The organism is Methylobacterium trifolii (assembly GCF_022179685.1).
Taxonomy (GTDB): domain Bacteria; phylum Pseudomonadota; class Alphaproteobacteria; order Rhizobiales; family Beijerinckiaceae; genus Methylobacterium; species Methylobacterium trifolii.
In genome coordinates this window covers 29,256-52,410 of sequence record NZ_BPRB01000079.1, presented here as the reverse complement: position 1 = coordinate 52,410, position 23,155 = coordinate 29,256, and the positions used below count along the sequence as shown (strand labels likewise).

General features: G+C 70.7%; 14 protein-coding genes and 1 pseudogene. 8 read left to right on the top strand and 7 right to left on the bottom strand.

Going from position 1 to position 23,155, the window contains the following annotated elements:
• Positions 1 to 23 precede the first annotated feature (23 nt).
• From COGEMETH_RS07865 to COGEMETH_RS07855, 3 genes are all read left to right on the top strand, one after another.
• Positions 24 to 1,232: an acetyl-CoA C-acetyltransferase gene (locus COGEMETH_RS07865; protein ID WP_238182048.1), complete on the top strand. Its 1,209-nt coding sequence runs from the start codon at positions 24 to 26 to the stop codon at positions 1,230 to 1,232.
• 110 nt (positions 1,233 to 1,342) lie between these two features.
• On the top strand, positions 1,343 to 1,828 hold the full coding sequence (locus tag COGEMETH_RS07860) for a DUF2059 domain-containing protein (protein WP_238182047.1): 486 nt from the start codon (positions 1,343 to 1,345) through the stop codon (positions 1,826 to 1,828).
• An 84-nt stretch (positions 1,829 to 1,912) separates the two neighbouring features.
• Positions 1,913 to 4,117, top strand: coding sequence for a 3-hydroxyacyl-CoA dehydrogenase NAD-binding domain-containing protein (locus COGEMETH_RS07855; protein WP_238182046.1), 2,205 nt, complete (start codon positions 1,913 to 1,915; stop codon positions 4,115 to 4,117).
• A gap of 20 nt (positions 4,118 to 4,137) precedes the next feature.
• Here COGEMETH_RS07855 and COGEMETH_RS07850 read toward each other — a convergent pair whose 3' ends face one another.
• On the bottom strand, positions 4,138 to 5,010 hold the full coding sequence (locus COGEMETH_RS07850; protein ID WP_238182045.1) for a 3'-5' exonuclease: 873 nt from the start codon (positions 5,008 to 5,010) through the stop codon (positions 4,138 to 4,140).
• A 310-nt stretch (positions 5,011 to 5,320) separates the two neighbouring features.
• Between COGEMETH_RS07850 and COGEMETH_RS07845 the strand changes: the two genes are divergently transcribed.
• The gene (locus tag COGEMETH_RS07845) at positions 5,321 to 8,734 is read left to right on the top strand and encodes an acyl-[ACP]--phospholipid O-acyltransferase (protein ID WP_238182044.1); all 3,414 of its coding nucleotides are present in this window, start codon (positions 5,321 to 5,323) and stop codon (positions 8,732 to 8,734) included.
• Between the two features lie 280 nt (positions 8,735 to 9,014).
• Here COGEMETH_RS07845 and COGEMETH_RS07840 read toward each other — a convergent pair whose 3' ends face one another.
• The 4 genes from COGEMETH_RS07840 to COGEMETH_RS07825 are packed head-to-tail and all read right to left on the bottom strand — an operon-like array spanning position 9,015 to position 14,361.
• Positions 9,015 to 10,745 (bottom strand): 2-hydroxyacyl-CoA lyase, encoded by a 1,731-nt coding sequence (locus tag COGEMETH_RS07840; RefSeq protein WP_238182043.1) that lies wholly within the window; start codon positions 10,743 to 10,745, stop codon positions 9,015 to 9,017.
• A 24-nt stretch (positions 10,746 to 10,769) separates the two neighbouring features.
• Positions 10,770 to 11,702: an AEC family transporter gene (locus tag COGEMETH_RS07835; RefSeq protein WP_238182042.1), complete on the bottom strand. Its 933-nt coding sequence runs from the start codon at positions 11,700 to 11,702 to the stop codon at positions 10,770 to 10,772.
• A 58-nt stretch (positions 11,703 to 11,760) separates the two neighbouring features.
• The gene (locus tag COGEMETH_RS07830; protein ID WP_238182041.1) at positions 11,761 to 13,338 is read right to left on the bottom strand and encodes a class I adenylate-forming enzyme family protein; all 1,578 of its coding nucleotides are present in this window, start codon (positions 13,336 to 13,338) and stop codon (positions 11,761 to 11,763) included.
• Positions 13,339 to 13,371: 33 nt separating this feature from the next.
• Positions 13,372 to 14,361: a TRAP transporter substrate-binding protein gene (locus COGEMETH_RS07825; RefSeq protein ID WP_238182055.1), complete on the bottom strand. Its 990-nt coding sequence runs from the start codon at positions 14,359 to 14,361 to the stop codon at positions 13,372 to 13,374.
• 401 nt (positions 14,362 to 14,762) lie between these two features.
• Between COGEMETH_RS07825 and COGEMETH_RS07820 the strand changes: the two genes are divergently transcribed.
• Positions 14,763 to 15,479 carry a GntR family transcriptional regulator gene (locus COGEMETH_RS07820; protein WP_238182040.1) on the top strand — a complete coding sequence of 239 codons (717 nt, stop codon included), beginning with the start codon at positions 14,763 to 14,765 and terminating at the stop codon, positions 15,477 to 15,479.
• A gap of 142 nt (positions 15,480 to 15,621) precedes the next feature.
• On the opposite strand, the gene COGEMETH_RS07815 is transcribed toward COGEMETH_RS07820, so the two are convergent.
• On the bottom strand, positions 15,622 to 16,614 hold the full coding sequence (locus COGEMETH_RS07815; RefSeq protein WP_238182039.1) for a calcium-binding protein: 993 nt from the start codon (positions 16,612 to 16,614) through the stop codon (positions 15,622 to 15,624).
• 419 nt (positions 16,615 to 17,033) lie between these two features.
• On the opposite strand from COGEMETH_RS07815, the gene COGEMETH_RS07810 reads away from it, so the two are divergent.
• The 3 genes and pseudogenes from COGEMETH_RS07810 to puuE all read left to right on the top strand — a co-directional run.
• The gene (locus COGEMETH_RS07810; RefSeq protein ID WP_238182038.1) at positions 17,034 to 17,849 is read left to right on the top strand and encodes an FAD binding domain-containing protein; all 816 of its coding nucleotides are present in this window, start codon (positions 17,034 to 17,036) and stop codon (positions 17,847 to 17,849) included.
• Positions 17,846 to 20,596, top strand: coding sequence for a molybdopterin-dependent oxidoreductase (locus tag COGEMETH_RS07805; RefSeq protein WP_238182037.1), 2,751 nt, complete (start codon positions 17,846 to 17,848; stop codon positions 20,594 to 20,596). Before COGEMETH_RS07810 ends, COGEMETH_RS07805 begins: the two co-directional genes overlap by 4 nt.
• Positions 20,597 to 20,706: 110 nt before the next feature.
• Positions 20,707 to 21,597, top strand: a pseudogene (gene puuE, locus COGEMETH_RS07800) (allantoinase PuuE); the annotation flags it as partial.
• 40 nt (positions 21,598 to 21,637) lie between these two features.
• On the opposite strand, the gene COGEMETH_RS07795 reads toward puuE, so the two are convergent.
• Positions 21,638 to 23,077: an acetamidase/formamidase family protein gene (locus COGEMETH_RS07795; RefSeq protein ID WP_238182035.1), complete on the bottom strand. Its 1,440-nt coding sequence runs from the start codon at positions 23,075 to 23,077 to the stop codon at positions 21,638 to 21,640.
• Between the last annotated feature and the right edge of the window lie 78 nt (positions 23,078 to 23,155).

The following is a 23,155-nucleotide window of genomic DNA, read 5'->3' as shown; positions in this document are numbered from 1 at the left end:
GTGAGGACAACGAGGAAACGCACATGGCCGAAGCCTATATCTACGACCACGTCCGCACGCCCCGCGGGCGCGGCAAGCCGGACGGTGCGCTGCACGAGGTGACGGCGCTGCGGCTGGCCGAGACGGCGCTCCGCGCCCTCAAGGACCGCAACGGCCTCGATACGAAACGGGTGGACGACGTGGTGCTCGGCTGCGTCGACCCCGTGGGCGAGGCCGGCGGCGACATCGCGCGGGCCGCAGCCCTGGTGGCCGATTACGGCGTCCACGTGCCGGGCGTGCAGATCAACCGCTTCTGCGCCTCGGGGCTGGACGCCATCAACTTCGCCGCAGCCCAGGTTATGGCCGGCCAGCACGACATGACGGTCGGCGGCGGCGTCGAATCGATGAGCCGCGTCGGGCTCGGCGCCTCCGGCGGCGCCTGGCCCGTCGACCCGGCCATCGCCGTCAAGTCCTACTTCATGCCGCAGGGCGTCTCGGCCGACCTGATCGCCACGAAGTACGGCTTCACCCGCGACGATTGCGACGCCTACGCCGTCCAGTCCCAGACCCGCTCAGGCAAGTCCTGGGCGGACGGCCTGTTCAAGGGCTCCGTCGTGCCGGTGCGCGACGTCAACGGCATCACGTTGCTCGACCGCGACGAGCACATGCGGCCTGCAACCGACATGCAGTCGCTGGCGAGCCTCAAGCCCTCCTTCGTGCAGATGGGCCAGATGGGCGGCTTCGACGCCGTGGCGGTGGACGCGCACCCGGACGTGGAGATGGTGGAGCACGTCCACCACGCCGGCAATTCCTCGGGCATCGTCGATGGCGCGGCCGCCGTGCTGATCGGCTCGAAGGAGGCCGGCGCCGGCGCGGGCCTGAGGCCGCGCGCACGAATCCGGGCCTTCGCCAACATCGGCTCGGACCCGGCCCTGATGCTCACCGGCCCCGTGGACGTGACGAAGAAGGTGCTCGCGCGGGCCGGCATGCAGCTTTCGGACATCGACCTGTTCGAGGTGAACGAGGCCTTCGCGGCCGTGGTGCTGCGCTTCCAGCAGGCCTTCGACCTCGACCCGGCCAAGGTGAACGTCAATGGCGGGGCCATCGCCATGGGCCATCCGCTCGGCGCCACCGGTGCGATGATCCTCGGCACGGTGCTCGACGAGTTGGAGCGCACGGGCAAGGAGCGGGCGCTGGTGACGCTGTGCATCGGCGCGGGCATGGGCACGGCCACGATCATCGAGCGGGTCTGATGAACGGAGGGGCGCCGCTCCCGGATTCCGTAAAACGCTGGTAGAGGCCGGCTCGACCGCTGCCCAAGGCGGCACGGCTCCAGCCGGACCTCACGGGAGATACGCCTTCGATGACCCGATTCCTCGCCACCCTCTGCCTGACGACCGCCCTCGCGATGCCCCTCGCCGCCCGCGCGGACGAGGCCGCCGACAAGGCGACGGAAGCCAAGACGCTGGTCTCCAAGACCTTGATCAAGAACCTTCAGACCGGCTTCAACGCCGCCCTGGAGAAGACCGTCGCGGCCATGCCCGAGGACAAGGCGGAATCGGTGCGCAAGGAACTGCTCGCCGAGTTCGACAGGCAGCGCGACGTGATGGTCGAGGGCCTGTCGAAGGAATACGCCGCCAAGTTCGATCTCATCGAGCTCAAGCACCTCAACGGCATCTACGACGACAAGACCTACCAGAAGTTCCAGACCATCAACGCCGACCCGTCCTCGGCCGTCACCGCGATCTCGCAGAACTCCGTGACGAAGCTGCTCAACATGCTGGCGGTGGCCTCGGCTGCCGACAGCGCGCCCAAGCCCGGCATGCCGCCGGTGCCGGCGCCGAAGTAAGCCCGAACCAAGAGCCTCCGGGACGCCGGTTCCGGAGGCGGCAGCCGCGAGGCCTGCCGAGGCCATCGAGGAGGAAGACCCGCTATGACCGACCTGAAGAACTTCCGCTTCGAGACCGACGCGGACGGCATCGCGCTGGCGACCTGGGACATGCCCGGCCGCTCCATGAACGTCATCACCGAGGCGGTGATGGACGAACTGGAGCGCATCGTCGAGACGGTCGCGGGGGATGCCGCGATCAAGGGCTGCGTCGTCACCTCCGGCAAGGACAACTTTTCGGGCGGTGCCGACCTCACCATGCTCCAGGGCCTCGGCCGGGAATACGAAAAGCTCAAGGCCGAGGCCGGCGAGGAGCCGGCCATGCGCCACTTCTTCGAGGCCTCGCGCCGCCTCTCCCTGCTGTTCCGGCGGCTCGAGACCTGCGGCAAGCCCTTCGCCGCGGCGGTCAGCGGCATCTGCCTCGGCGGCGCCTTCGAGCTCGCCCTCTCCTGCCACCACCGGGTGGTCTCGGACGACGAGAAGACCCGCGTCGGCCTGCCCGAGATCAAGGTCGGGCTGTTTCCCGGCGGCGGCGGCACCCAGCGCGTCGCGCGCCTGATGCAGACGGGCGACGCCCTCCAGATGCTGTTCAAGGGCGAGCAGATCCGCCCCTTGATGGCCCGCAACATGGGCCTCGTGCACGCGGTCGCGCCGAAGGCCGAGATCGTCGAGACGGCCAAGGCCTGGATCAGGGCCGGCGGCTCCGGCGTCGCCCCCTGGGACGTGCCGAAGTTCAAGGCGCCCTCCGGTAAGGTCTACTCGCCGGCCGGCATGATGATCTGGCCCCCGGCCAACGCCATCTACCGGCGCGAGACCCACGACAACTATCCCGCCGCCAAGGCGATCCTGGCCTCGGTCTACGAGGGCCTGCAACTGCCCATGGACCTCGCCCTCAAGGTCGAGAGCCGCTACTTCGCGATGATCCTGCGCACCAAGGAGGCGGCGGCGATGATCCGCACGCTGTTCATCTCCATGGGCGAGCTGAACAAGGGCGCGCGCCGGCCCAAGGACGTGGCCGCCACGAACCTGAGGAAGGTCGGCATCGTCGGCGCGGGCTTCATGGGCGCGGGCGTCGCCTACGTCACCGCCAATGCCGGCCTCGACGTGGTGCTGCTCGACCAGTCCCTGGAGGCGGCCGAGAAGGGCAAGGCCTACGCCCACACGCTTGTGACCGGCCAGATCAACAAGGGCCGCGCCAGGACCGCCGACCGGGACGCCCTGCTCGCCCGCATCCGGACCTCGGCCGACTACGCCGACCTGAAGGGCTGCGACCTCGTGATCGAGGCCGTGTTCGAGGACCCGAAGGTGAAGGCCGAGGTCGTCGCCAAGGTCGAGGCCGTGATCGGCCCCGACACGGTCTTCGCCTCCAACACCTCGACGCTGCCCATCACCGGGCTCGCCAAGGCCTCCGCCCGGCCGGAGCAGTTCGTGGGCATCCACTTCTTCTCCCCCGTCGAGAAGATGATGCTGGTCGAGATCATCAAGGGGCAGGCCACGGGCGAGCGGGCGCTCGCCACCGCCCTCGACTACGTCCGGACGATCAGGAAGACGCCCATCGTCGTCAACGACGCCCGCGGCTTTTTCGCCAACCGCTGCGTCGGCGCCTACATCCTCGAAGGCCACAAGATGCTGATCGAGGGCGTGCCCCCGGCCATGATCGAGAACGCCGGCAAGATGGCCGGCATGCCGGTGGGACCCCTGTCGCTCAACGACGAGGTCGCCCTCGACCTCGGCCTCAAGATCGCCAAGGCGACCGAGGCGCAGCTCGGCCCCGAGGCCGTCGACCCGGCCCAGAAGAAGCTCCTGGTCGACCTCGTCGAAGGCCAGGGCCGCCTCGGGCGCAAGAACCGCAAGGGCTTCTACGATTATCCCGAGGGCGCGCCCAAGCGCCTGTGGCCCGGGCTGAGGGACATGCAGCCGGCCCACCTCGATCCCGAGACGGTCGACATCGCGGAACTGAAGCACCGGCTCCTGGTGGTGCAGGCCCTGGAGGCCGCCCGCACGGTCGGCGAGGGCGTGATCACCGACCCGCGCGAGGCGGATGTCGGCTCGATCCTCGGCTTCGGCTTCGCGCCGTTCACCGGGGGCGCCCTGTCCTACATCGACTTCATGGGCGCGCGGGCCTTCTTGGACCTCGCCCGCGGCCTGGAGGCCAGGCACGGGGCGCGGTTCGCGGCGCCCGACAACCTGGTGGCGATGGCCGAATCCGGCGAGACCTTCTACGGGCAGGCCGCGAAGAAGGCGGCCTGATCCGGCCTTGGCCTGGCGCTCTAGCTGGCGGTGGAGCGTTCGCCCGCCGCCAGCATCCGGTGCAGCGTCTCCAGGTCCGCCGCGTTCTCCGAGAGCAGGTCGGTCACGTCGCCGACCATCAGCGCCTTGACGTGCCGGCAGGCCATTCCGTAACGGCCCGCCATGCAGGTGCAGCGCAGTTGCGGGCCGCCCGACCGGGCTTCCAGGGAGACTTCGTAGCGGTTGCCGGTGCTGCCGCGCATGGTGAAGCGCAAGGGGTCTGGCGCCTTCGCCGGCCGCAACGCCTGCAGCACGCGGCCGCTGATCGCCCCCGGCACCGCGCGCGGGACGGGCGCGCCGCCGGCCACCCGCGTCACCGGAAGCCCGATGGCGCGGGGCAGGGCGGCCACGCCCGCAGCCCCCGCCTGCCGCGCGGCCGCGAGCGCGATCTCGGCGCAGGCATAGGCGTCCTCGCCCGCATCGTGGTGCTCGAAGCGGATGCCGAGCCGGGCGGCCACCTTGCCGAGGCCGCAGCCCGCCGGGTCCGGAAACACCTTTCGCGAAATCTGGAGGGTGCAGAGATAGGTCAGCGGCGGCACGGCGACGCCAGCGCCCGCCAGCGAGGCCCGCAGCACGCCGATGTCGAAGCCCGCGTTGTGGGCGAGGATCAGGCCGCGCGACAGGTCCGGCAGGAATTCGGCCATCGCCTCGGCGAAACCCGGCTGGTCCCGCACGTCGGCCGGCAGGATGCCGTGGACGCGGATGTTGCCCGGCGAGAAGCGCATCTCGGGCGGCCGGATCAGGCGGGAGGCGCGGCGGACGATGCGGTCGCCCTCGATCCAGGCGAGCCCCACCGCGCAGGCGCTGTCGCGCCGCTCGTTGGCCGTCTCGAAATCGATCGCCAGGATTGTCATCGTGTCGGCTCGGTGCGTCCTTCCGGGGGAGCGGACCGCGCGCTGCGCGAGCGCGGCGGACAACGCCTGTACCACCTTTGCGGCGGCCGGGCCGAGGCCGCCGCCGACGGTGCGAAGACACACCCGCCCCGCGCCCGGATTGCACATCGTGCAAAATCCGGCTTGCGGGCCGTCGCGGAACGCATAATTTGCACGCTGTTCAAACCGGCACGCCGCGGGACCCGCGTTGAGGCTTCCTTGAGCCGGCATGCCCTAGATTTGACCTGACCGCGCGCGCTGGGCCAGTCATGGCGCAGCCGGAGAGACCGCCATGTTCCGTTCGCTGATGACCGCCCGGCGCTTCGCGCCCCTGTTCTGGTGCCAGTTCTTCTCCGCGTTCAACGACAACTTCCTCAAGAACGCGCTGGCATTCCTGATCCTGTTCAAGGTCGGCTCGGAGCCCGACGCCAACGCCGGCATCCTGGTGACGCTGGCCAGCGCCGTGTTCATCGGGCCGTTCTTCATCCTGTCGGGCCTCGGCGGCCAATGGGCCGACCGCTACGACAAGGCGGTGATGGCCAAGCGCCTGAAGTTCGCCGAGATCTTCGCGGCCGGCACGGCCGTGCTCGGCTTCGTACTGCATTCGGTGCCGGTGCTGTTCGTGGCGCTCGGGCTGTTCGGGACGATCGCGGCCCTGTTCGGCCCGATCAAGTACGGCATCCTGCCCGATCACCTGCGCCGCGAGGAACTGCCCGCCGGCAACGCCCTGGTCGAGGCCGCGACCTTCCTGGCGATCCTGCTCGGGACCATCGTGGCGGGGCTCGCCAGCGCCATGGGCGGCAGCGGCCTCGCCTTCGGCGTGCTGATCATGGTGTTCGCGGTGCTGTGCTGGCTCTCGGCGCGGATGATCCCGGCGACCGGCGAGGGCGCCCCCGACCTCAAGGTCGACGCCAACGTCGCCCGCTCAACCGTGGCGCTGCTGCGCGACCTCTGGAGCGACACCCGCCTGTGGCGCGGCTCGGTGATCGTGAGCTGGTTCTGGCTGGTCGGCGTCGTGGTGCTGTCGCTGCTGCCGGTGCTGGTCAAGACCGAGTTCAACGGCTCGGAGACCGTCATCACCCTCCTGCTCGCGGTGTTCTCCATCGGCATCGCCCTGGGCTCGGGGCTTGCCTCGTGGCTCGCCAGCGGCCGGATCGTGCTGCTGCCGACGCCCGTGGGCGCCGTGCTGATGGGCCTGTTCGGCCTCGACCTCGCCTGGACCGTGTCGCACGCGGGCCCCCCCTCCGGTGCGATGATCGGCGCCCTCGAGTTCCTGCGCACCGGCGCGGGCCTGCGGGTGGCCGGCGACTTCCTCGGCCTCGCCATGGCCGGCGGCCTCTACATCGTGCCGTCCTTCGCCGCGGTGCAGGCCTGGACCGACAAGGACAAGCGCGCCCGCGTCATCGGCGCCGTGAACGTGATGACGGCCGCCTTCATGGTGGCGGGCACCCTGGCGCTGGCGGTGCTTCAGGGCGCCGGAATGTCGATGGCGAACCTGCTGGCCCTGGTGGCGGTGCTCAACCTGATCGTCGGCGCGGTCGTCTTCGCCATCCTGCCCACGAGCCCGTTCCGGGATTTCCTCTCGATCCTGTTCCGGGCCTTCTACCGGCTGGAGGTGCGCGGCCTCGACAACGTCGAGAAGGCCGGGCCGAACTGCATCGTGGCCCTCAACCACGTCTCCTTCCTCGACGCGCCGCTGGCCCTCTCGCTGCTCGACCAGGAGCCGGTCTTCGCCATCGACCACGGCATCGCACAGCGCTGGTGGGTGAAGCCGTTCCTGCGCGTCACAAAGGCGATGCCGCTGGACCCGACCCGGCCGCTCGCCACCCGCACCCTGATCAACGCGGTCAAGAGCGGCGAGACCCTGATCATCTTCCCCGAGGGACGGCTGACGGTGACGGGTAGCCTGATGAAGGTCTACGACGGGGCCGGCCTCATCGCCGACAAGTCCGGGGCGATGGTGGTGCCGGTCCGGATCGAGGGGCTGGAGAAGACCGCCTTCTCGCGCCTGTCCCGCGCCCAGGTCCGCCGCCGCTGGTGGCCGAAGGTCACGGTGACGGTGATGCCACCCGTCCGCCTGGAGGTCGATCCCGCCCTCAAGGGCAAGGCGCGCCGGCAGGCGGCGGGCGCGGCCCTCTACGGCATCATGTCCGACCTCGTCTACCGCACCACGGACGTCGACCGCGGCGTGATGGAGGCCCTGATCGAGGCCGGCGCGCAGCACGGCTGGCGCCGCACGGCCCTGGAGGACCCGGTCGGCGGCAGCCTCAGCTACGGCCGCCTGGTGATGGGCGCCAACATTCTCGGCCGCAAGCTGATGCCGCTCTGCCCGGAGGGCAAGGCGATCGGGGTGATGCTGCCCAACGCCAACGGCGCGGCCGTGACCTTCTTCGCCCTCGCCTCCACCGGACGGGTGCCGGCGATGATCAACTTCTCCGCGGGCGCGGCCAACGTGCTCTCGGCCTGCCGGGCGGCGGAGGTCACGAAGATCCTCACCTCCCGCGCCTTCATCGAGAAGGGGCGCCTCGGGCCGCTGGTCGAGGGCATCAGGGAGGCCGTCGACCTCGTCTACCTGGAGGACGTGCGCGCCACCGTGACCACGGGCGACAAGCTCCGCGGCCTGCTCGCTCCGCGAAAGCCCATCGTCGCGCGAAAGGGGAGCGACCCGGCCGCGATCCTGTTCACCTCGGGCAGCGAGGGCGCGCCCAAGGGCGTGATGCTGGCCAACCGCTCCATGCTCGCCAACACCGCACAGGTCGCCGCCCGGATCGATTTCGGGCCGACCGACAAGGTCTTCAACGTGCTGCCGGTGTTCCACGCCTTCGGGCTGACGGCGGGGCTGGTGCTGCCCCTGGTCTCGGGCGTGCCGGTCTACCTCTACCCCTCGCCGCTGCATTACCGGATCGTGCCGGAGCTGATCTACGGCTCGAACAGCACGGTCCTGTTCGGCACCGACACCTTCCTGCGCGGCTACGCGAAGGCCGCCCACAACTACGACCTGCGCTCCTTGCGCTACGTCGTGGCAGGCGCCGAGGCCGTGAAGGACTCCACCCGCAAGACCTACGCGGAAAAGTTCGGGCTGCGCATCCTGGAGGGCTACGGCGTCACGGAATGCGGGCCGGTGGTGGCGCTGAACACGCCGATGTTCAACCGCTTCGGCACGGTGGGCCGGCTGCTGCCCGGCATCGAATGGAGGCTGGAGCCGGTCCCCGGCATCGAGGAGGGCGGGCGCCTCTCGGTGCGCGGGCCCAACGTGATGATGGGCTACCTGCGGGCCGAGAAGCCCGGCGTGCTGGAGCCGCCGGCCGACGGCTGGCACGACACCGGCGACATCGTCGCCATCGACGCGCAGGGGTTCGTCGCGATCAAGGGGCGGGCCAAGCGCTTCGCCAAGGTCGCCGGCGAGATGGTGTCGCTGGCCGGCATCGAGGCGCTCGCGGCCGAACTCTGGCCCGAGACCCCGACCGCGGTGGCCGCCGTGCCGGATGCGCGCAAGGGCGAGCGGCTGGTGCTGTTCACCGAGGCCAGGGACGCGACGCGGGCCGCCTACCAGACCTTCGCCAAGGGTCGCGGCGCCCCCGACATCGCCATCCCCGCCGAGGTGGTGGTGCTGGACCGGGTGCCGATGCTGGGCACCGGCAAGGTCGACCAGGTCGGCGTCGTCAAGCTCGCCCGCGAGCGGGCGCAGGCGCAGGAGGCGGCCTGACGGACCGGGCCGCGGATGGATGGCCGGGACCGCCCACCCGATCCGCTCACGTCCAGGAGCCCGTCGTCGCGGGATGCTTCGGGTGTCCGCCCCGACGACAGAACCCCGGCACGGGAGGCGCGCTACGCCCAGGCGTCGACGCGCACCCTGGCCGCCGCGGTCTCGGCCGTCGTCATCGCCTAGGCCCTGAGCGCCGTGCTCTGGCTCCAGAGAATCCGGGCGTGGCGCGGCTTCCGCGAGGCGCGGCGCTCACGCACGACGACCGGGCCGGTTCCTCGATCTACGGTGCCTCGGTCCCGTCCGTGCCGCGCCAGCGGCGCTCCGCCTCGTCCCAGGCGGCCAGGGGCTGCAGGTCGGGGACCCAGGCGAGGCCGGTCTTGGCGTCCGAGGAGACGGCCTCGGGCGTCACCAGCACGTCGAGGAGCGCCGGCCGGTTGGCGAGGGCGCGGGCGATGGCGGGACCGAGTTCCTCCGCGGTCTCCACGCGCTCGCCGTGCATGCCGAAGGCGCGGGCCATCGCCGCATGGTCGCTGAACTGGAGCCGGGTGCCGACCACCTTGCCATGGGTCGTGGCCTGGTCGTGCACCTCGATCTGCCAGGCGCCGTTGTTGGCCACGACGATCAGCACCGGGGCCTTGTGGCGGGCCGCCGTGTCGAGTTCGATCGCGTTGAAGCCGAAGGAGCCGTCACCCGTCGCCACCAGCACGGTCTTGTCCGGCCGCGCCAGGCTCGCGGCGATGCCGTAGGGCACGCCGACGCCGATGCAGCCGAACGGGCCCGGATCGAGCATCGTCGGCGCCGACAGGCCGACGCGGGCGAAGCTCAGGAAGTCGCCCCCGTCCGTGACGACGATGGCGTCCTCGCCGATCGCCGCCTGGAGGGCGGCCAGGACCTGGTTGGGGTGGAGGCGGCCGTCGCTGCCGGCGGGGGTCTCCGCCATCGTCCTACGGAGCTTCCTCGCCCGCCCTTCGTGGCCCGCGCGAAGCGTGTCCGCCCAGTCACGGTCGACGGCCGATGGGCGATTGCCCGCGGCCTCGACCAGGGCGCCGAGGGCCGGGCCCACGGCGGAGAGGATCTCGACCGCGCCGCGGCGGTTGTCGCGCAGTTCCTGCGGGATGTCGGCGACGCGCACGAACTTCGCGTCCCCGAACACCGCCGGGGAGCCGTAGGCGAGCTGGAAGTCGAGGCGGCGGCCGACGGTGAGGACGACGTCGGCATCGCCCATCACGGCGCCGCGCATGGCGGCGACCACCGAGGGGTGGCTGTCGGGCACGAGGCCGCGGCTCTCGCCGGTGTCGAGGTAGACCGCGCCGAGGCGGTCGAGGAAGGCGGTCAGCTCCGGGCCCGCCCCGCGGGCGCCGCGCCCCGAGACCACGAGGACCCGCTTGGCCGACCACAACACTTCGACCGCCTCGGCGATCCGCTCGGGATCGGGCCGGGGGAGCGAGCGCGGCCGGGGCGCGAGGTGCTCGGGCAGGTGCAGGGCCTTCGGCACGGGCGCGCGCAGGGTGTCCGTGGGAAAGTCGATATAGGCCGGACCCGGCTCACCGCCCTCGCCGAGCGCCCGTGAGATCGCCTCGTCGAGTTCGGCGAGCGCCAGCGACGGCTCGCGCACGGTGCGGGCGTAGCGGGTGATCGAGCGTACGATCGCCGTGTGGTCGAGGTCCTGGAGGCCGCCGCGATTCTCCTGGGGACGCGGGCTCGTGCCGGACATGACCAGGATCGGCGCGCGGGAGACGTGGGCGTTGGCGATGCCGGTGACGGCGTTCGTCATGCCGGGGCCGGCCGTCACCAGGGCGACGCCGAGTTCGCCCGTCACCTCGGCATGGGCCTGCGCCATGTGGACCGCGGCGCGCTCGTCGCGCACGTCGACGATGGCGATGCCCTCCGCGTCGAGCCTCATCCAGAGCGGCATAATGTGGCCGCCGCACAGGCCGAAGACCCGCTCGACGCCGCGCCCCTTCAGCGACCTGGCGACCAGCGCGGCGACGCTATCGGCGGTGACCTGCATGGGCGTGATCCTTTCCCGATGGGCTCAGCCGAGCCAGGCGACGAGGGCCGAGACGGTGACGACGGAGACGAGGTGCGAGACCAGGATCGCCCCGGACGTCACCCCCGCCTGAAGGCCGTAGAGCTTGGCGATGGTGAAGGGCCCCGAGCCGATCGGCAGCGCGCTGAGCAGCACCGCCGCCCGCGCCCAGAGCGGGGGTACGTCGAAGACCCCGAAGACGAGGAGCGCCGTCACGGCCGGCTGGAACAGCAGCTTCAGGACGACCAGCAGGCCGATCTGGAGCCGGTCGCCGGCCAGCCCGCTCTCCTGGGCGAGGAACAGGCCGATGCAGATCAGCGCACAGGGCGAGGCCGCGCCGCCGAGCAGCGTGGCGGCGGTCGCCAGCGGCGCCGGTAGCGGCAGGCCGCTGAGGCCGGCGCCGAGACCCGCGATGGGCGCGAGGAACAGGGGGTTGCGCAGCAGCGAGAGCAGGACCCGGCGTATGGTGCTGCGGCGGTCGACGCCCCGGCGCAGCTCGAACTCGACGAGGACGATCGCGGTGAGGAAGAGGACGCAGGCCGTGAACAGGGTGGCGATCACCGCAGCCGGCAGTCCCTCCGGCCCGAACACGAGCAGGCAGAGGGGGATGCCCATGAAGCCGACGTTGCTGTAGCTCGCGTCCAGCCCCTCGATGCTGGCATCGGCCATCGAGCCGCCGCGCCGCCGCCCGAGCCGGAAAGCGAGGGCGAAGGTCACGGCGATGCCGCCCGCAAAGCCCGCCGCGAAGCCGACCTGCCCGATCTCGGCCGGGGTGATCCGGGCCATCGTGGTGAAGATCAGGGCCGGCAGCGCGAGGTAGACGGCGAAGCGGTTGATGCTGTCGGTCGCCTCGCGGGTGAATCCGCCCAGGCGCCCGCACAGGAACCCGACGAGGATCAGCGCGAAGATCGGGACGGCTGCGTTCAGGACGGCCTGCATCGCACCTTCGACGGACTTGGATTGCGGCGGGCGGCGGGGACGGCATCGCGCACGCCCCTCAGGCCGGCGCGCCGGGGCCGGACCCGGCGCCCAGCTGCTCCTTGAGCACCCGGTAGAGCACCTTGCCGGTGGCGTTGCGCGGCACGGCCTCGGCCGCGACGAAGGAGCAGTTGCGCGGCCGCTTGTAGCCGGCCAGACGCTCCCGGCTCCAGGCGATCAGGTCGGCCTCGGTGAGGGCGACGCCGGGATGCAGCACGACCACGGCGTGGACGCGCTCGCCCCAGGTCTTGTCGGCCAGGCCGATCACGGCCACGTCCTGCACGCAGGGGTGGGCGCCGAGCGCCGCCTCGACCTCGGACGGGTAGACGTTCTCGCCGCCGGAGATGATCATGTTGCTCTTGCGGTCCACGAGGTGGATGAACCCGTCCGCATCGCGCCGGGCCATGTCGCCCACCGTGCAGTAGTCTCCGCGGAAGGCGGCGGCGGTCTTCTCCGGCAGCTTCCAGTAGCCGTCGAAGGTGTAGGGATTGCAGGAGTAGAGCTCGCCCGCCTCTCCGTCCGGAACCTCGGCGCCGTCCGCGTCGAGGAGCCGGATGGGCGCCGAGCCGACGCATTCGCGGCCGACCGAGCCGAGCTTCGTGAACTGGTCGCGGGGGTGGAGCATCGTCACCCAGCCGGTCTCGGTCGCCCCGTAGAGCTCGTACAATCCCGAGTTGTGGAACAGCCCCATCACCGCCCGCTTGGTCTCCTGCCGAGCGGGGGCGGAGGAGATCATCAGCTTGGTGACCCGGTCGAGGTCGTAGCGCGCACTCTCCTGCGCCGAGAGGCCGAGCATCATGATGTAGTGCGTCGGCACCAGGGAGGTGAAGGTGGCGCCCCCCTCCGAGAGCGTGCGCAGGCAGTGTTCCGGATCGAAGCTCTTGCGCGAGTAGATCGTCGTCGCCCCGCCGCAATAGCTGAACGCCCCGAAGAAGTAGAGCGAGTTGGCGTGGCACATCGGCATGACGAGGAGCGCCCCGTCGTCCCGGTGGATGCCGAGTTCGATCTCGGTGCAGAGCGCCATCAGGCTCGCCCCGCGGTGGCTGCGGATCGCGCCCTTCGGGCTGCCGGTGGTGCCCGAGGTGTACATCAGCATCCACGGGTCGGTAGCCGCGACCGCGACCGCGGGCTCCGAGTCGGCGGCGGCGGCCAGGAACGCCTCGTAGTCCCGGTAGCCCGCCGGGCAGGGGCTCCGGCCGAAATGGACGATGCGGTCCTCGGGCAGGCCGAGATCGCCCCGCACCCCCTCGATCACGCCCGCCAGCTCGTCTTGGACGATCAGGGCCGACGCCTCGGCGTTGGCGACGATGAAGCGGATCTCGGGGCCGATCAGCCGGAAGTTGACCGGGACCGCGACCAGGCCGGCCTTGGCGGTGGCGGCGTAGATCTCGACCCACTCGAGGCAGTTGTAGGCGAGCACCGCGACGCGCGCGCCCTTCTCCAGGCCGAGGCCGAGCAGGGCGTTGGCCAGCCGGCAGGCGCGGGCGTTCCACAGGCGGAACGTCATCGACCGCTCCAGGTCGCGCGCCCCGAGACGCTCCGGGGTGATCCGGGCATGCACCGAGAGCATCTGCCCGAACGTCAGCAACTCCTTCATCGCCGCCTCCTCCACTCGGTCACAGGATGCGCGTCATCCGATGGCGCCGGCGTATTTCTCCAAGAGCGCCCAGGCTTCCGGCCCGAACTTGCCCTTCCAGGTCTTGTAGAAGTCGGTCTTGGCGAGCGCCTGCTGGAATTGCACCGGGTCCGTGGCGTTGAAGGCCAGGCCCTTGGCCTCGAGGGAGGCCTTGAGCGCGATGCTGTCCTTGACGTTGTCCTCGCGCTGCCTGAGGGCGGCGGCATTGAAGTGCTTGGCCATCACCGCCTGGAACTCGGCGGGGACCGTCTTCCAGACCCGGCCGCTGGCCAGCAGCCAGAAGCCGTCCCAGGCATGGTTGGTCTGCGAGCAGAACTTCTGCACCTCGTAGAACTTCGTCGCGTTGATGATCGCCAGGGGGTTCTCCTGGCCGTCCGTGATCCGGGTCTGGAGCGCGGCGTAGGCCTCGCTCAGGGGGATGCTGGTCGGCGAGGCGCCCAGCGCCGTGAACAGCGACACCCACAGGGGCACCACGGGCACGCGGATCTTGAAGTTCCTGAGGTCCTCGGGGCCGCGGATCGGCTTGGTGCTCGTCGTGACCTGGCGGAAGCCGTTGTCCCACATGGCCTCGAACGGCTGCAGGTTGGCCTTCTCGATGCTGCGGCGCATGTAGGCGCCGACCTCGCCGTCCATCGCCGGCCAGACCTTGTCGTAGCTCGGGAAGACGAAGCCGATGGCCGGCAGCGCGGCCGCGGGCACCAGCGTCGACAGGAGGGTCGTCGGCATGGTCGCGAGTTCGAGGGCCCCCGCGCGCAGCTGCGAGATCATGTCGGTGTCGCTGCCGAGCTGGTTGTTCGGGAACACGGCGATCGAGAGACGCCCGTTCGTCTCCTGCTCGATCGCGGCCACGGCCTCGGCGAGGCGGACGTTGAGCGAGTGGGTGAGCGGCACGTCGTTGCCGAACTTCAGCTTCAGCGGCGCGCCCTGCGCACGCACGATCGCCGGCCGGAACACGGCGCCCGCGCCGAGGGCGGCGCCCGCCAGCCCGAGGAAAGCGCGGCGACCGAGGGCGGTCTCCGCCGCCGCGGGCGGCGTCTCGGTAGGCTCGGCACGGACGGCGTTCGAGAGCGGCAAGGTCACGGCGTTCCTCCATTGATCGCCGCGTCGCCGAATGTGGTCGCGCAGCGTGCTTTATCGAGGGCGGACTTTACGCCCGACACTCGGACATTGAGCACGTCGAGGGCCGACCGGTCCGTCTCGGATCGGCGATCGGCCAGCGACGTCACGGCCGATCCGAATGCGATGCCCGCGTCTCGCCCGCTCCGGGCACCAGCCCAACAAGCGATTCGCGCCTCGCTCGTTTCGAATTCAAAATTGACATGCGGATTTAGAATTTGCAAGGGGTCGCGAATGGTGCAAGACCAGGCTCGGAAGCGCGAGAGGCGATGACGGGCCCGGCACACGTGCAGACCCTGGTCGAGCAGGTCTACGAACGGATCCTTCTGGAGATCTGCGAGGGGACGCTCGCGCCGAACGCGCGGCTGATCCAGGACGAGCTCGCGGCGGCCTACGAGGTCTCGCGCCAGCCCGTGCAACAGGCCCTGATGCTCCTGCGCGACCGCGGCTTCGTGGCCGACGCGCCCAAACGCGGCGTGGTGGTGACGCCGCTGGACGCAGAGGTGCTGCGGGACGTCTACGAGGTCCGGGAGGTGCTCGACGGTCTGGCCTGCCGCCTGGCGGCGCAGCGCGCCTCCGACCGGGCGCGGGCCGAGGGGGACGTCCTGATCCGCCAGGGGCAGGAGGCGATCGCCAGCGGCTCCGTCGCCCGGCAGATCACCGCTGACATCGCGTTCCACCGGTTCATCTATGCCTGCGCCGGAAACGCCTCCGTCGAGGAGGCGGCGCGGCCACACTGGCACTTCGTGCGCCGGATCATGGGCGCGGTCCTGCGCGTCGAGCGCCGCATCTCAAGCGACATCTGGAGCGAGCATGCGGCGATCCTCGACGCGATCGTCGCGTCCGATCCGGACCGGGCCGAGCGGCTCGGTCGCGATCACATCGCCCGTGCCGCGAAGAAGTTCGCCGTCCACGTGCAGGCGCTGCAGGCGCAAGCGGGCGCCGACCAGAAGCGCCGCTCCCTCGCCCACCGGGCGGCGGGCTGATCCGGGCCGGGCGGGCAGGGACTTCACGATCGGTCCAGCCCTGCACCCGTGCCATCCCGAACGCTCGAACAAGCGGTCCGGGCCATCCACGCGCCGGCCGACATGCCGCCGCCGCGCGGGCGGCAGCATGTCTTCCGATGGATCAGACGAACCAGCTGTTCTGGACCGAGGCGGCCGCGATCCCTTCGAGGGTGACGGTGCCGCCGGCCGACAGGGAGAGCACGGCATTGCCGCCGGCGTCGCTGCTCAGGTTGACGCCCTGACCGTTCACCTGGAGGCGATCGCCCTGTGCGAAGTTGAAATCGGTGATCCGATCGTTTCCGCTGATCAGGCCGTCGATCGGCGCGTTGAACACGAACCGGTCGGCACCCGCTCCTCCGGTCAGGATATCGTTGCCGAGGTCGCCGTTGAGCACGTCGGCGCCGGCGCCGCCGAACAGCCTGTCGTCGTTCTGTCCGCCGAAGAGCGAGTCGTTGCCGCTGCCGCCGTAGACGATGTCGTTGCCGATGTTGCCGAGGAGGATCGAGGCATCCGCCGAGGCGGAATAGTCGATCACGTCGGCATCCTGGCCGCCGAAGACCGTATCGAAGCCGGACGTGCCGATGATCGTGTCGGACCCCTTGTTGCCGAACAGGACGTCGTTTCCGCCGCGGCCGTCGATGTAGTCGTTGCCGTCCCCGCCATAGATCGTCTCGTTGCCGGATGCGCCGATGATCCGGTCGTCTCCGGCACCGCCGATGATCGTGGTGTTTCCGCCGCCGCCGTTGATCGTGTCGTCGCCGCCCAGACCCAGGATCACGCTGTCGCCGAGGATGACGTTGAGGACCTCGCCCAGGTCCGTACCGGTCAGGAGACTGGAGGTGGCGTTCACGTTGAGGAGCGTGCCGTCCGGGCTGAGGATCGTGGCGACGCCGTTGATCACGTTGATGCCCGGAAGATTGGCGACCACCCCGAGATTGATCAGGCCGCCGCTGGTGTTCCCGGTGCCGCCCGACGTCAGACCTCCGATGAGGCCACCGATATCCACGATATTGAGGAGGCCGCCGCCACCGAGAAGACCACCGCTATTGGCAGTCGTCGTGGTGGTCGTCGTGGTTCCGCCGCCGAGAAGACCGCCGAGGTTGATGAGAGCCATAGGGAGAACCTTTGCGTTCGGCACGTCGCTCTATGCGTGTGCTTGACGAACGTTCTAACCCATAATTCTACCAGTGCGTGTATCGAACGAAGTTTAAACAACCTGAACTTGGGGTATTAGTTATCGGAACTCTAATGCTTAAATTTTGATGCAGTGCTTGGCGCCGGTGAGGCCAAGCGCGTCGCGCGACACGACGAGCAGGGGCGTCCCGACTTCGGCGTCCACCGCATACCGGCGATCGCGAGGGTCGGTATCATGCGTTTCCCCAGGGTTTCGCCGCGGCCGGGTCGGCGATGTCCTTCGCGGCCGGTCCGAGCCCGGGGGCGAGGAGGAGGCCGTCGGTCTTCCGGCCTGGGCGGAGCGCGGGCGCCCCGCCAAGCAGGTCAGGCATGGACGGAGTTTTGCTTGCAGGGTGGGCTATGGATCTCAACGGCGTCACATCCGTCATCGGCCCGGGCAAGGCCGACGCGTTGCCCGACTGGCAGGATGGGGATGCGTGGCTGGCCGGCGGGACGTGGCTGTTCTCGGAGCCGCAACCGCGGTTGCGCAGGCTGATCGACCTCGCCGGCCTGGGCTGGCCGGCGCATGCGGTCTCCGATGACGGCCTGACCCTGTCGGCGACCTGCACCATCGCGGAACTCGATCGCCTGGAACTGCCGCAGGCGTGGGTGTCGGCTCCCCTCGTCGGGCAGTGCTGCCGGGCCCTGCTGGGATCGTTCAAGATCTGGAACCGGGCGACGGTGGGCGGCAACCTCTGCATGGCCCTGCCGGCCGGACCGATGATCGCGCTGACCGCCGCCCTCGACGGGATCTGCACGGTCCTCACGCCGGGCGGAGGCGAGCGGCTTGTTTCCGTCTGCGACTTCGTGCTCGGCCCCCAGCGGACGGCGCTGCAGCCCGGCGAGATCCTGCGCAGCATCGCCATGCCGGCGGCGGCGCTTTGTCGGCGGAGCGCGTTCCGCCGGATCTCCCTGAGCCCCAACGGCCGCTCCGGAACGCTGGTGATCGGGACGCGCGACGGCCGGGGCGCGTTCACGCTGACGGTGACGGCCGCGACGCGCCGCCCGGTGACCATCGCGTTCGCATCCCCCCCCGACACGCAAACCATGCAGGAGGCCATCGCGGCTGCGATCCCCGGCGGCGCCTGGTACGACGACGTGCATGGCGCGCCGGATTGGCGCCAGCACGTCACCCGCCTCCTCGCGGAGGAGATCCGGCGGGACCTCGTCCCATGATCCTGACCGTCAACGGGCAGGCGCGGGAGGCCGCGCCGCGGCCCGGCCAGTGCCTGCGGACCCTCCTGCGCGAACTCGGCTGGTTCGGCGTCAAGAAGGGCTGCGATGCCGGCGATTGCGGCGCCTGCACCGTTCATCTGGACGGCGAGGCGGTGCATGCCTGCCTGCTGCCGGCCTTCAAGGCCGAGGGGCGCGCCGTCACCACCATCGAGGGGCTGGCCGGTCCCTGCGCGCCCGGCAGCGGGCCGCCGGAACATTTCCACCCGATGCAGGAGGCCTTCCTCGACGCGCAGGGCTTCCAGTGCGGCTTCTGCACGCCCGGGATGATCATGACTGCCGCCGCCCTCGACCAGGGACAGCGGCAGGACCTCGGGACGGCCCTCAAGGGCAACCTCTGCCGTTGCACCGGCTACCGGGCCATCCGCGACGCGGTGGCGGGAACGGCCTGGGCCGAGGCGCCGCAGACCTGTCGCGAGCCCGTCGGACGCAACCTGCGCGCGCCGGCGGCAATGGGGGTCGTGTCGGGAACGGTGCCCTATACCCTGGACGTGGCGATGCAGGGCCTGCTGCACCTCAAGGTCCTGCGCTCCCCCCACGCCCATGCCCGCATCCTGCGGATCGAGCGCGAGGCGGCGCTCCGGCTGCCCGGTGTCGTCGCCGTGTTCACCCACGCGGACGTGCCGGGCCGCCGCTTCTCGACCGGACGCCACGAGAACCCGGCCGACGACGCGCCCGACACGCTGATTCTCGATCCCGTCGTCCGGTTCGTCGGCCAGCGGGTCGCCGCGGTCCTGGCCGAGAGCGAGGCGGCGGCGGAAGCCGGAATCGAGGCCCTCGTCGTGACCTACGCGCCGCGGCCGGCCCTGCTCGATCCGCGCCTGGCGCTCCGCCCGGACGCGCCGCCGGTGCACGATCCCAGGGACCGCGAACCGCCGCCCCCCGGCGCGGACGCGCCGCCGCTCTCGTCCCACCCGAACCTCGCCGCGCAGGCCCGTGGCGCGGTCGGCGACGTCGAGGCGGGGTTCGCCGAGGCCGACCTCATCCACGAGGCGGAGTACGTGTCCCAGCGGGTGCAGCACGCGCATCTCGAGACGCACGGCGCCATCGGCTGGCTCGACGCGGATGGCCGGCTCGTGCTGCGCTCCTCGACGCAGGTGCCCTTCCTGACGCGCGACGCGCTCTGCGCCCTGTTCGACCTCGGCCGCGACCGGGTGCGCGTGCTGTGCGGGCGCGTCGGCGGCGGGTTCGGCGGCAAGCAGGAGATGCTGACCGAGGACCTCGTCGCCCTGGCGGTGCTCAGGACCGGACGGCCCGTGCAGTGGGAGATGACGCGCCAGGAGCAGTTCACCGCCACCACGACCCGCCATCCGATGCGGGTGCGCGTCAAGATGGGAGCCCGCCTCGACGGCACGCTGACGGCGATCGCGCTGACCGTGCTCGCGAATACCGGCGCCTACGCCAACCATGCCGGCGGCGTGCTGCATCACGGCTGCAATGAATGCATCGCCGCCTATCACTGCCCGAACAAGCGGGTGGAGGGCACCAGCGTCTACACGCACACGATGCCGGCGGGCGCGTTTCGGGGCTACGGCCTCAGCCAGACCATCTTCGCGGTCGAGTCGGCCATCGACGAACTGGCGCGCGGGCTCGGCATCGATCCGTTCGCGATGCGCCGCCGCAACGCCGTGCGGCCGGGCGATCCGATGGTGGCCACCAGCCTGGAGCCCCACGACGTCGAGTACGGCTCCTACGGGCTCGATCAGTGCCTCGACCTCGCGCAAGCCGCATTGGCCGAGGATCGGAGCGCCCCCCCGCCCGGGCCGGACTGGCTGATCGGCCAGGGCATGGCGATGGCGATGATCGACACGATCCCGCCGCGCGGCCACTTCGCCCATGCCCGTATCCGCCTGGACGCCGACGGCACCTATGCGCTGGCGGTCGGGACGGCCGAGTTCGGCAACGGCACCAGCACCGTGCACGCGCAACTCGCCGCGCAGGTGCTCGGCACCACGCCCGACCGTATCCGGCTGATCCAGGCCGACACCGACGCGGTCGCACACGACACCGGCGCCTATGGCAGCACCGGCACCGTGGTCGCGGGACAGGCCAATCTTCGCGCGGCGACGGCGTTGGCGCAGGCGCTCACGGCGGAGGCCGCAGCTCGGATGGGGGTCGAGGCGGCGGCCTGCCGCCTGTCGCACGAGGGTGTGGAGACGCCGGCCGGCCCGGTCCCGCTCTCCGCCCTCGCGCCGATGGAGATGCGGGCCGAGGCCGACGGGAGCCCGCGCTCGGTCGCCTTCAACGTCCAGGCGTTCCGTGTCGCCGTGCATCCGGGCAACGGCGAGGTGCGCATCCTGGCCAGCATCCAGGCCGTCGATGCCGGCGTGGTGATCAACCCGATGCAGTGCCGCGGGCAGGTCGAGGGCGGCGTGGCCCAGGCGCTGGGTGCGGCGCTCTACGAGGATTACCGCTTCGACGCGGACGGCGCCGTGACCACGCAGACCTTCCGCGACTACCACATCCCGGCCTGCGCCGACGTGCCCGACACCCGTGTGCTCTTTGCCGACACCTACGACCGCATCGGCCCGCTCGGCGCCAAGTCCATGAGCGAGTCCCCCTACAATCCCGTCGCCCCGGCCCTGGCCAACGCGATCCGCGACGCCACCGGCGCGCGGCTGACGGCGACGCCGTTCGCGCCCGACCGGATCTTCCGCGCCGTCATGGAGGCCGTCGCGGCGCGCCGATAAAGGCCTCCGCGATGGGCGCAGGACCGCCGCGCGCCTTGACGAACGGGCCGCCGGGCGCTCTCGGTTGCGGTGACGGACGAGGCAGGGGCCGTCGCAACGGGGCGAACGGTTTGACCTATCCGCGCGATCTGATCGGCTACGGCCGCACGCCGCCACAGGCCGACTGGCCCGGCGGCGCCCGCATCGCGGTGCAGTTCGTGCTGAACTACGAGGAGGGTGGCGAGAACTGCATCCTGCACGGCGACCCGGCCTCGGAGTCCTTCCTCACCGAGATCGTGAACGCCGAGCCCTGGCCGGGCCTGCGGCACATGACGGTCGAATCCGTCTACGAATACGGGGCGCGGGCCGGCTTCTGGCGGCTCTGGCGGCTGTTCACCGCGCGCGGCATCCCGTTGACGGTCTTCGGCGTGGCGACCGCGATGGCCCGCAACCCGGAGGCCGTCGCGGCGATGCGCGAGGCGGAGTGGGAGATCGCGAGCCACGGCCTCAAGTGGATCGACTACGCCCGGTTCGAGCGCGCGGCGGAGGCAGCCGACATGGACGCGGCGATCCGGCTCCACACCGAGGTCACGGGCGAGCGCCCGCTCGGCTGGTACACGGGCCGGTTCTCGGTCCACACGCGCGACCTCGCGATGGAGCGCGGCTTCACCTACCTCGCCGATTCCTACGCCGACGACCTGCCGTACTGGATGGCGGGGCCCAAGGGCCCTGCGCTGATCGTGCCCTACACCATGGAGGTCAACGACATGCGCTTTGCCGTGGCGCAGGGCTTCAACTCGGGCGACCAGTTCTTCGCCTACCTGCGCGACGCGTTCGACGTGCTCTACGCCGAGGGGGCGCAGACGCCGAAGATGATGTCGGTCGGGCTGCATGGCCGGCTGGCCGGACGCCCCGGCCGGATCGCGGGCCTGATGCGCTTCCTCGACCACGTCGCCGCGCATGACGGCGTCTGGCTGACCCGCCGCATCGACATCGCCCGGCACTGGATCGCGAAGCACCCGCCGGGCTGAGCCGCCGGGCGCTTCGCGATCCGGCCTCCGATCAGGCCGTGCGCTCCGAGAAGATCGCCTTCTTGACGATGGCGTGCACGCCCCAGTTGCCGTCAACGACCTGGGTGATCCCGAAATCGACGGCGATCGACATCAGCGAGATCGCCTCGTCCTCGGTCAGCCCCTTCGCGTGCATCAGGAAGGACCGCATCTTGTGGAAGGCGTCGCGCATGGCGAGGTCGATGGAGGATTTGGTGAAGATCGCGCTTTGCGCGTCGGGGCCGAGGTCGCGCAGGTAGTTCGGATAGCTGAAGCCCGAGAGCACCCAATCCTCGGCCGTCTCGATCATCGGGAAGTCGAGCGCTTCCAGCGAGGTGCCGGCGAGATCGGCCTTCTTGTGCAGGACGAACTGGAACGTCCCGGTGAGCGAACACTCGATCGCTGTGCCGCAGAGTTCGGAATCGCCCTGGCTGGCATGGGGATCGCCGACCGAGAACAGGGCGCCCGGCACGGCGACCGGATAGTACATCGTCGCGCCCTTGCCGATGCGCCAGTTGTCGATGTTGCCGCCCGTGTAGCTCGGCGGAATCGAGTTCACCATGTCGGCCTCCGCCGGGGCGAGGCCCATCGTCCCGAAATGCGGACGGATCGGCACGCGGATGCCCTTGAGCACGTCGAAGGTGCGCGTCGTCGTGGTGTGGTCGACGGGAATGCCGGGATAGTCGATCGTCGGGTGCAGCACCCCGTTCGGATCGGTCACGCCGGGCCACTTGAAGCTGTAGACGGCCTTCGCCCAGTCGCGCCCGCCGCTGGCATCGACCTCGTAGATCGTGATGACCTCGCGCTTCTTGCCTTCGAGCATGTCGTTGTAGTGGTAGCCCCACCAGGCCGCCGCGTTGCTGCCGAAGGTCGAACCCTTGAACTTCGGGTTGGCGGAGGGGCGCGGCGACACGTCGAGGATGCGCACCTCCAGCACGTCGCCGGCCTCCGCCCCGCGGATCGCCACCGGCCCGGTGCAGATGTGGACGCCGAGGCCGCCGCCCGGCCCGAGCTTGGCATCCTCGGGACCGGCGCCGCGGCGGGCGACGCCCTTGGTCTCCTTCGTCCAGAGGAAGACGCTCTCGGCGCCCGCGTCGCCCGTGACCATGCGCTCGGCATCGTCGTTGGCGTGGTGGGTCAGGGTCTCGATGGTGACGAAGTCGCCGGACGCGATCTCGACCTGCGGCTTCAGATTCCTGCTGAAATAGCCCCAGTGCACGGTCTCGGCCGTGGCGGGCAGATGGTAATGCGCCGATTGCGTCACGCCCTTCCGGCTCGCCTGCGCCAGGGCCGGGCTGACCAGCGACAGACCCCCGGCCGCCAGGGCCGCCGCGCCCCCGGACGCCACGAAGCCGCTCTTGAGGAAGGCGCGCCGCTCGGGCTGCATGTCGCGCCGGTAGCGGAGACGGTGCTCCGCGAAGGCAGCGCAGGTCGGATCGTCGCCACGGCACATGGGGTGATCTCCGGAACGGAAGCGTCCGGAGTCATGATGCAAGGCGGCAGCCATGCTTGGCCAGGGCATGGGCCGTCC

Excerpts from the sequence above, each read along its gene's own strand:
- COGEMETH_RS07795 (WP_238182035.1), bottom strand. The coding sequence starts at position 23,077 with ATGTGCCGTGGCGACGATCCGACCTGCGCTGCCTTCGCGGAGCACCGT.
- COGEMETH_RS07830 (WP_238182041.1), bottom strand. The coding sequence starts at position 13,338 with ATGAAGGAGTTGCTGACGTTCGGGCAGATGCTCTCGGTGCATGCCCGG.
- COGEMETH_RS07850 (WP_238182045.1), bottom strand. The coding sequence starts at position 5,010 with ATGACAATCCTGGCGATCGATTTCGAGACGGCCAACGAGCGGCGCGAC.
- COGEMETH_RS07855 (WP_238182046.1), top strand. The coding sequence starts at position 1,913 with ATGACCGACCTGAAGAACTTCCGCTTCGAGACCGACGCGGACGGCATC.
- COGEMETH_RS07805 (WP_238182037.1), top strand. The coding sequence starts at position 17,846 with ATGATCCTGACCGTCAACGGGCAGGCGCGGGAGGCCGCGCCGCGGCCC.
- COGEMETH_RS07835 (WP_238182042.1), bottom strand. The coding sequence starts at position 11,702 with ATGCAGGCCGTCCTGAACGCAGCCGTCCCGATCTTCGCGCTGATCCTC.
- COGEMETH_RS07840 (WP_238182043.1), bottom strand. The coding sequence starts at position 10,745 with ATGCAGGTCACCGCCGATAGCGTCGCCGCGCTGGTCGCCAGGTCGCTG.
- COGEMETH_RS07815 (WP_238182039.1), bottom strand. The coding sequence starts at position 16,614 with ATGGCTCTCATCAACCTCGGCGGTCTTCTCGGCGGCGGAACCACGACG.
- COGEMETH_RS07810 (WP_238182038.1), top strand. The coding sequence starts at position 17,034 with ATGGATCTCAACGGCGTCACATCCGTCATCGGCCCGGGCAAGGCCGAC.
- COGEMETH_RS07860 (WP_238182047.1), top strand. The coding sequence starts at position 1,343 with ATGACCCGATTCCTCGCCACCCTCTGCCTGACGACCGCCCTCGCGATG.
- COGEMETH_RS07845 (WP_238182044.1), top strand. The coding sequence starts at position 5,321 with ATGTTCCGTTCGCTGATGACCGCCCGGCGCTTCGCGCCCCTGTTCTGG.
- COGEMETH_RS07865 (WP_238182048.1), top strand. The coding sequence starts at position 24 with ATGGCCGAAGCCTATATCTACGACCACGTCCGCACGCCCCGCGGGCGC.
- COGEMETH_RS07820 (WP_238182040.1), top strand. The coding sequence starts at position 14,763 with ATGACGGGCCCGGCACACGTGCAGACCCTGGTCGAGCAGGTCTACGAA.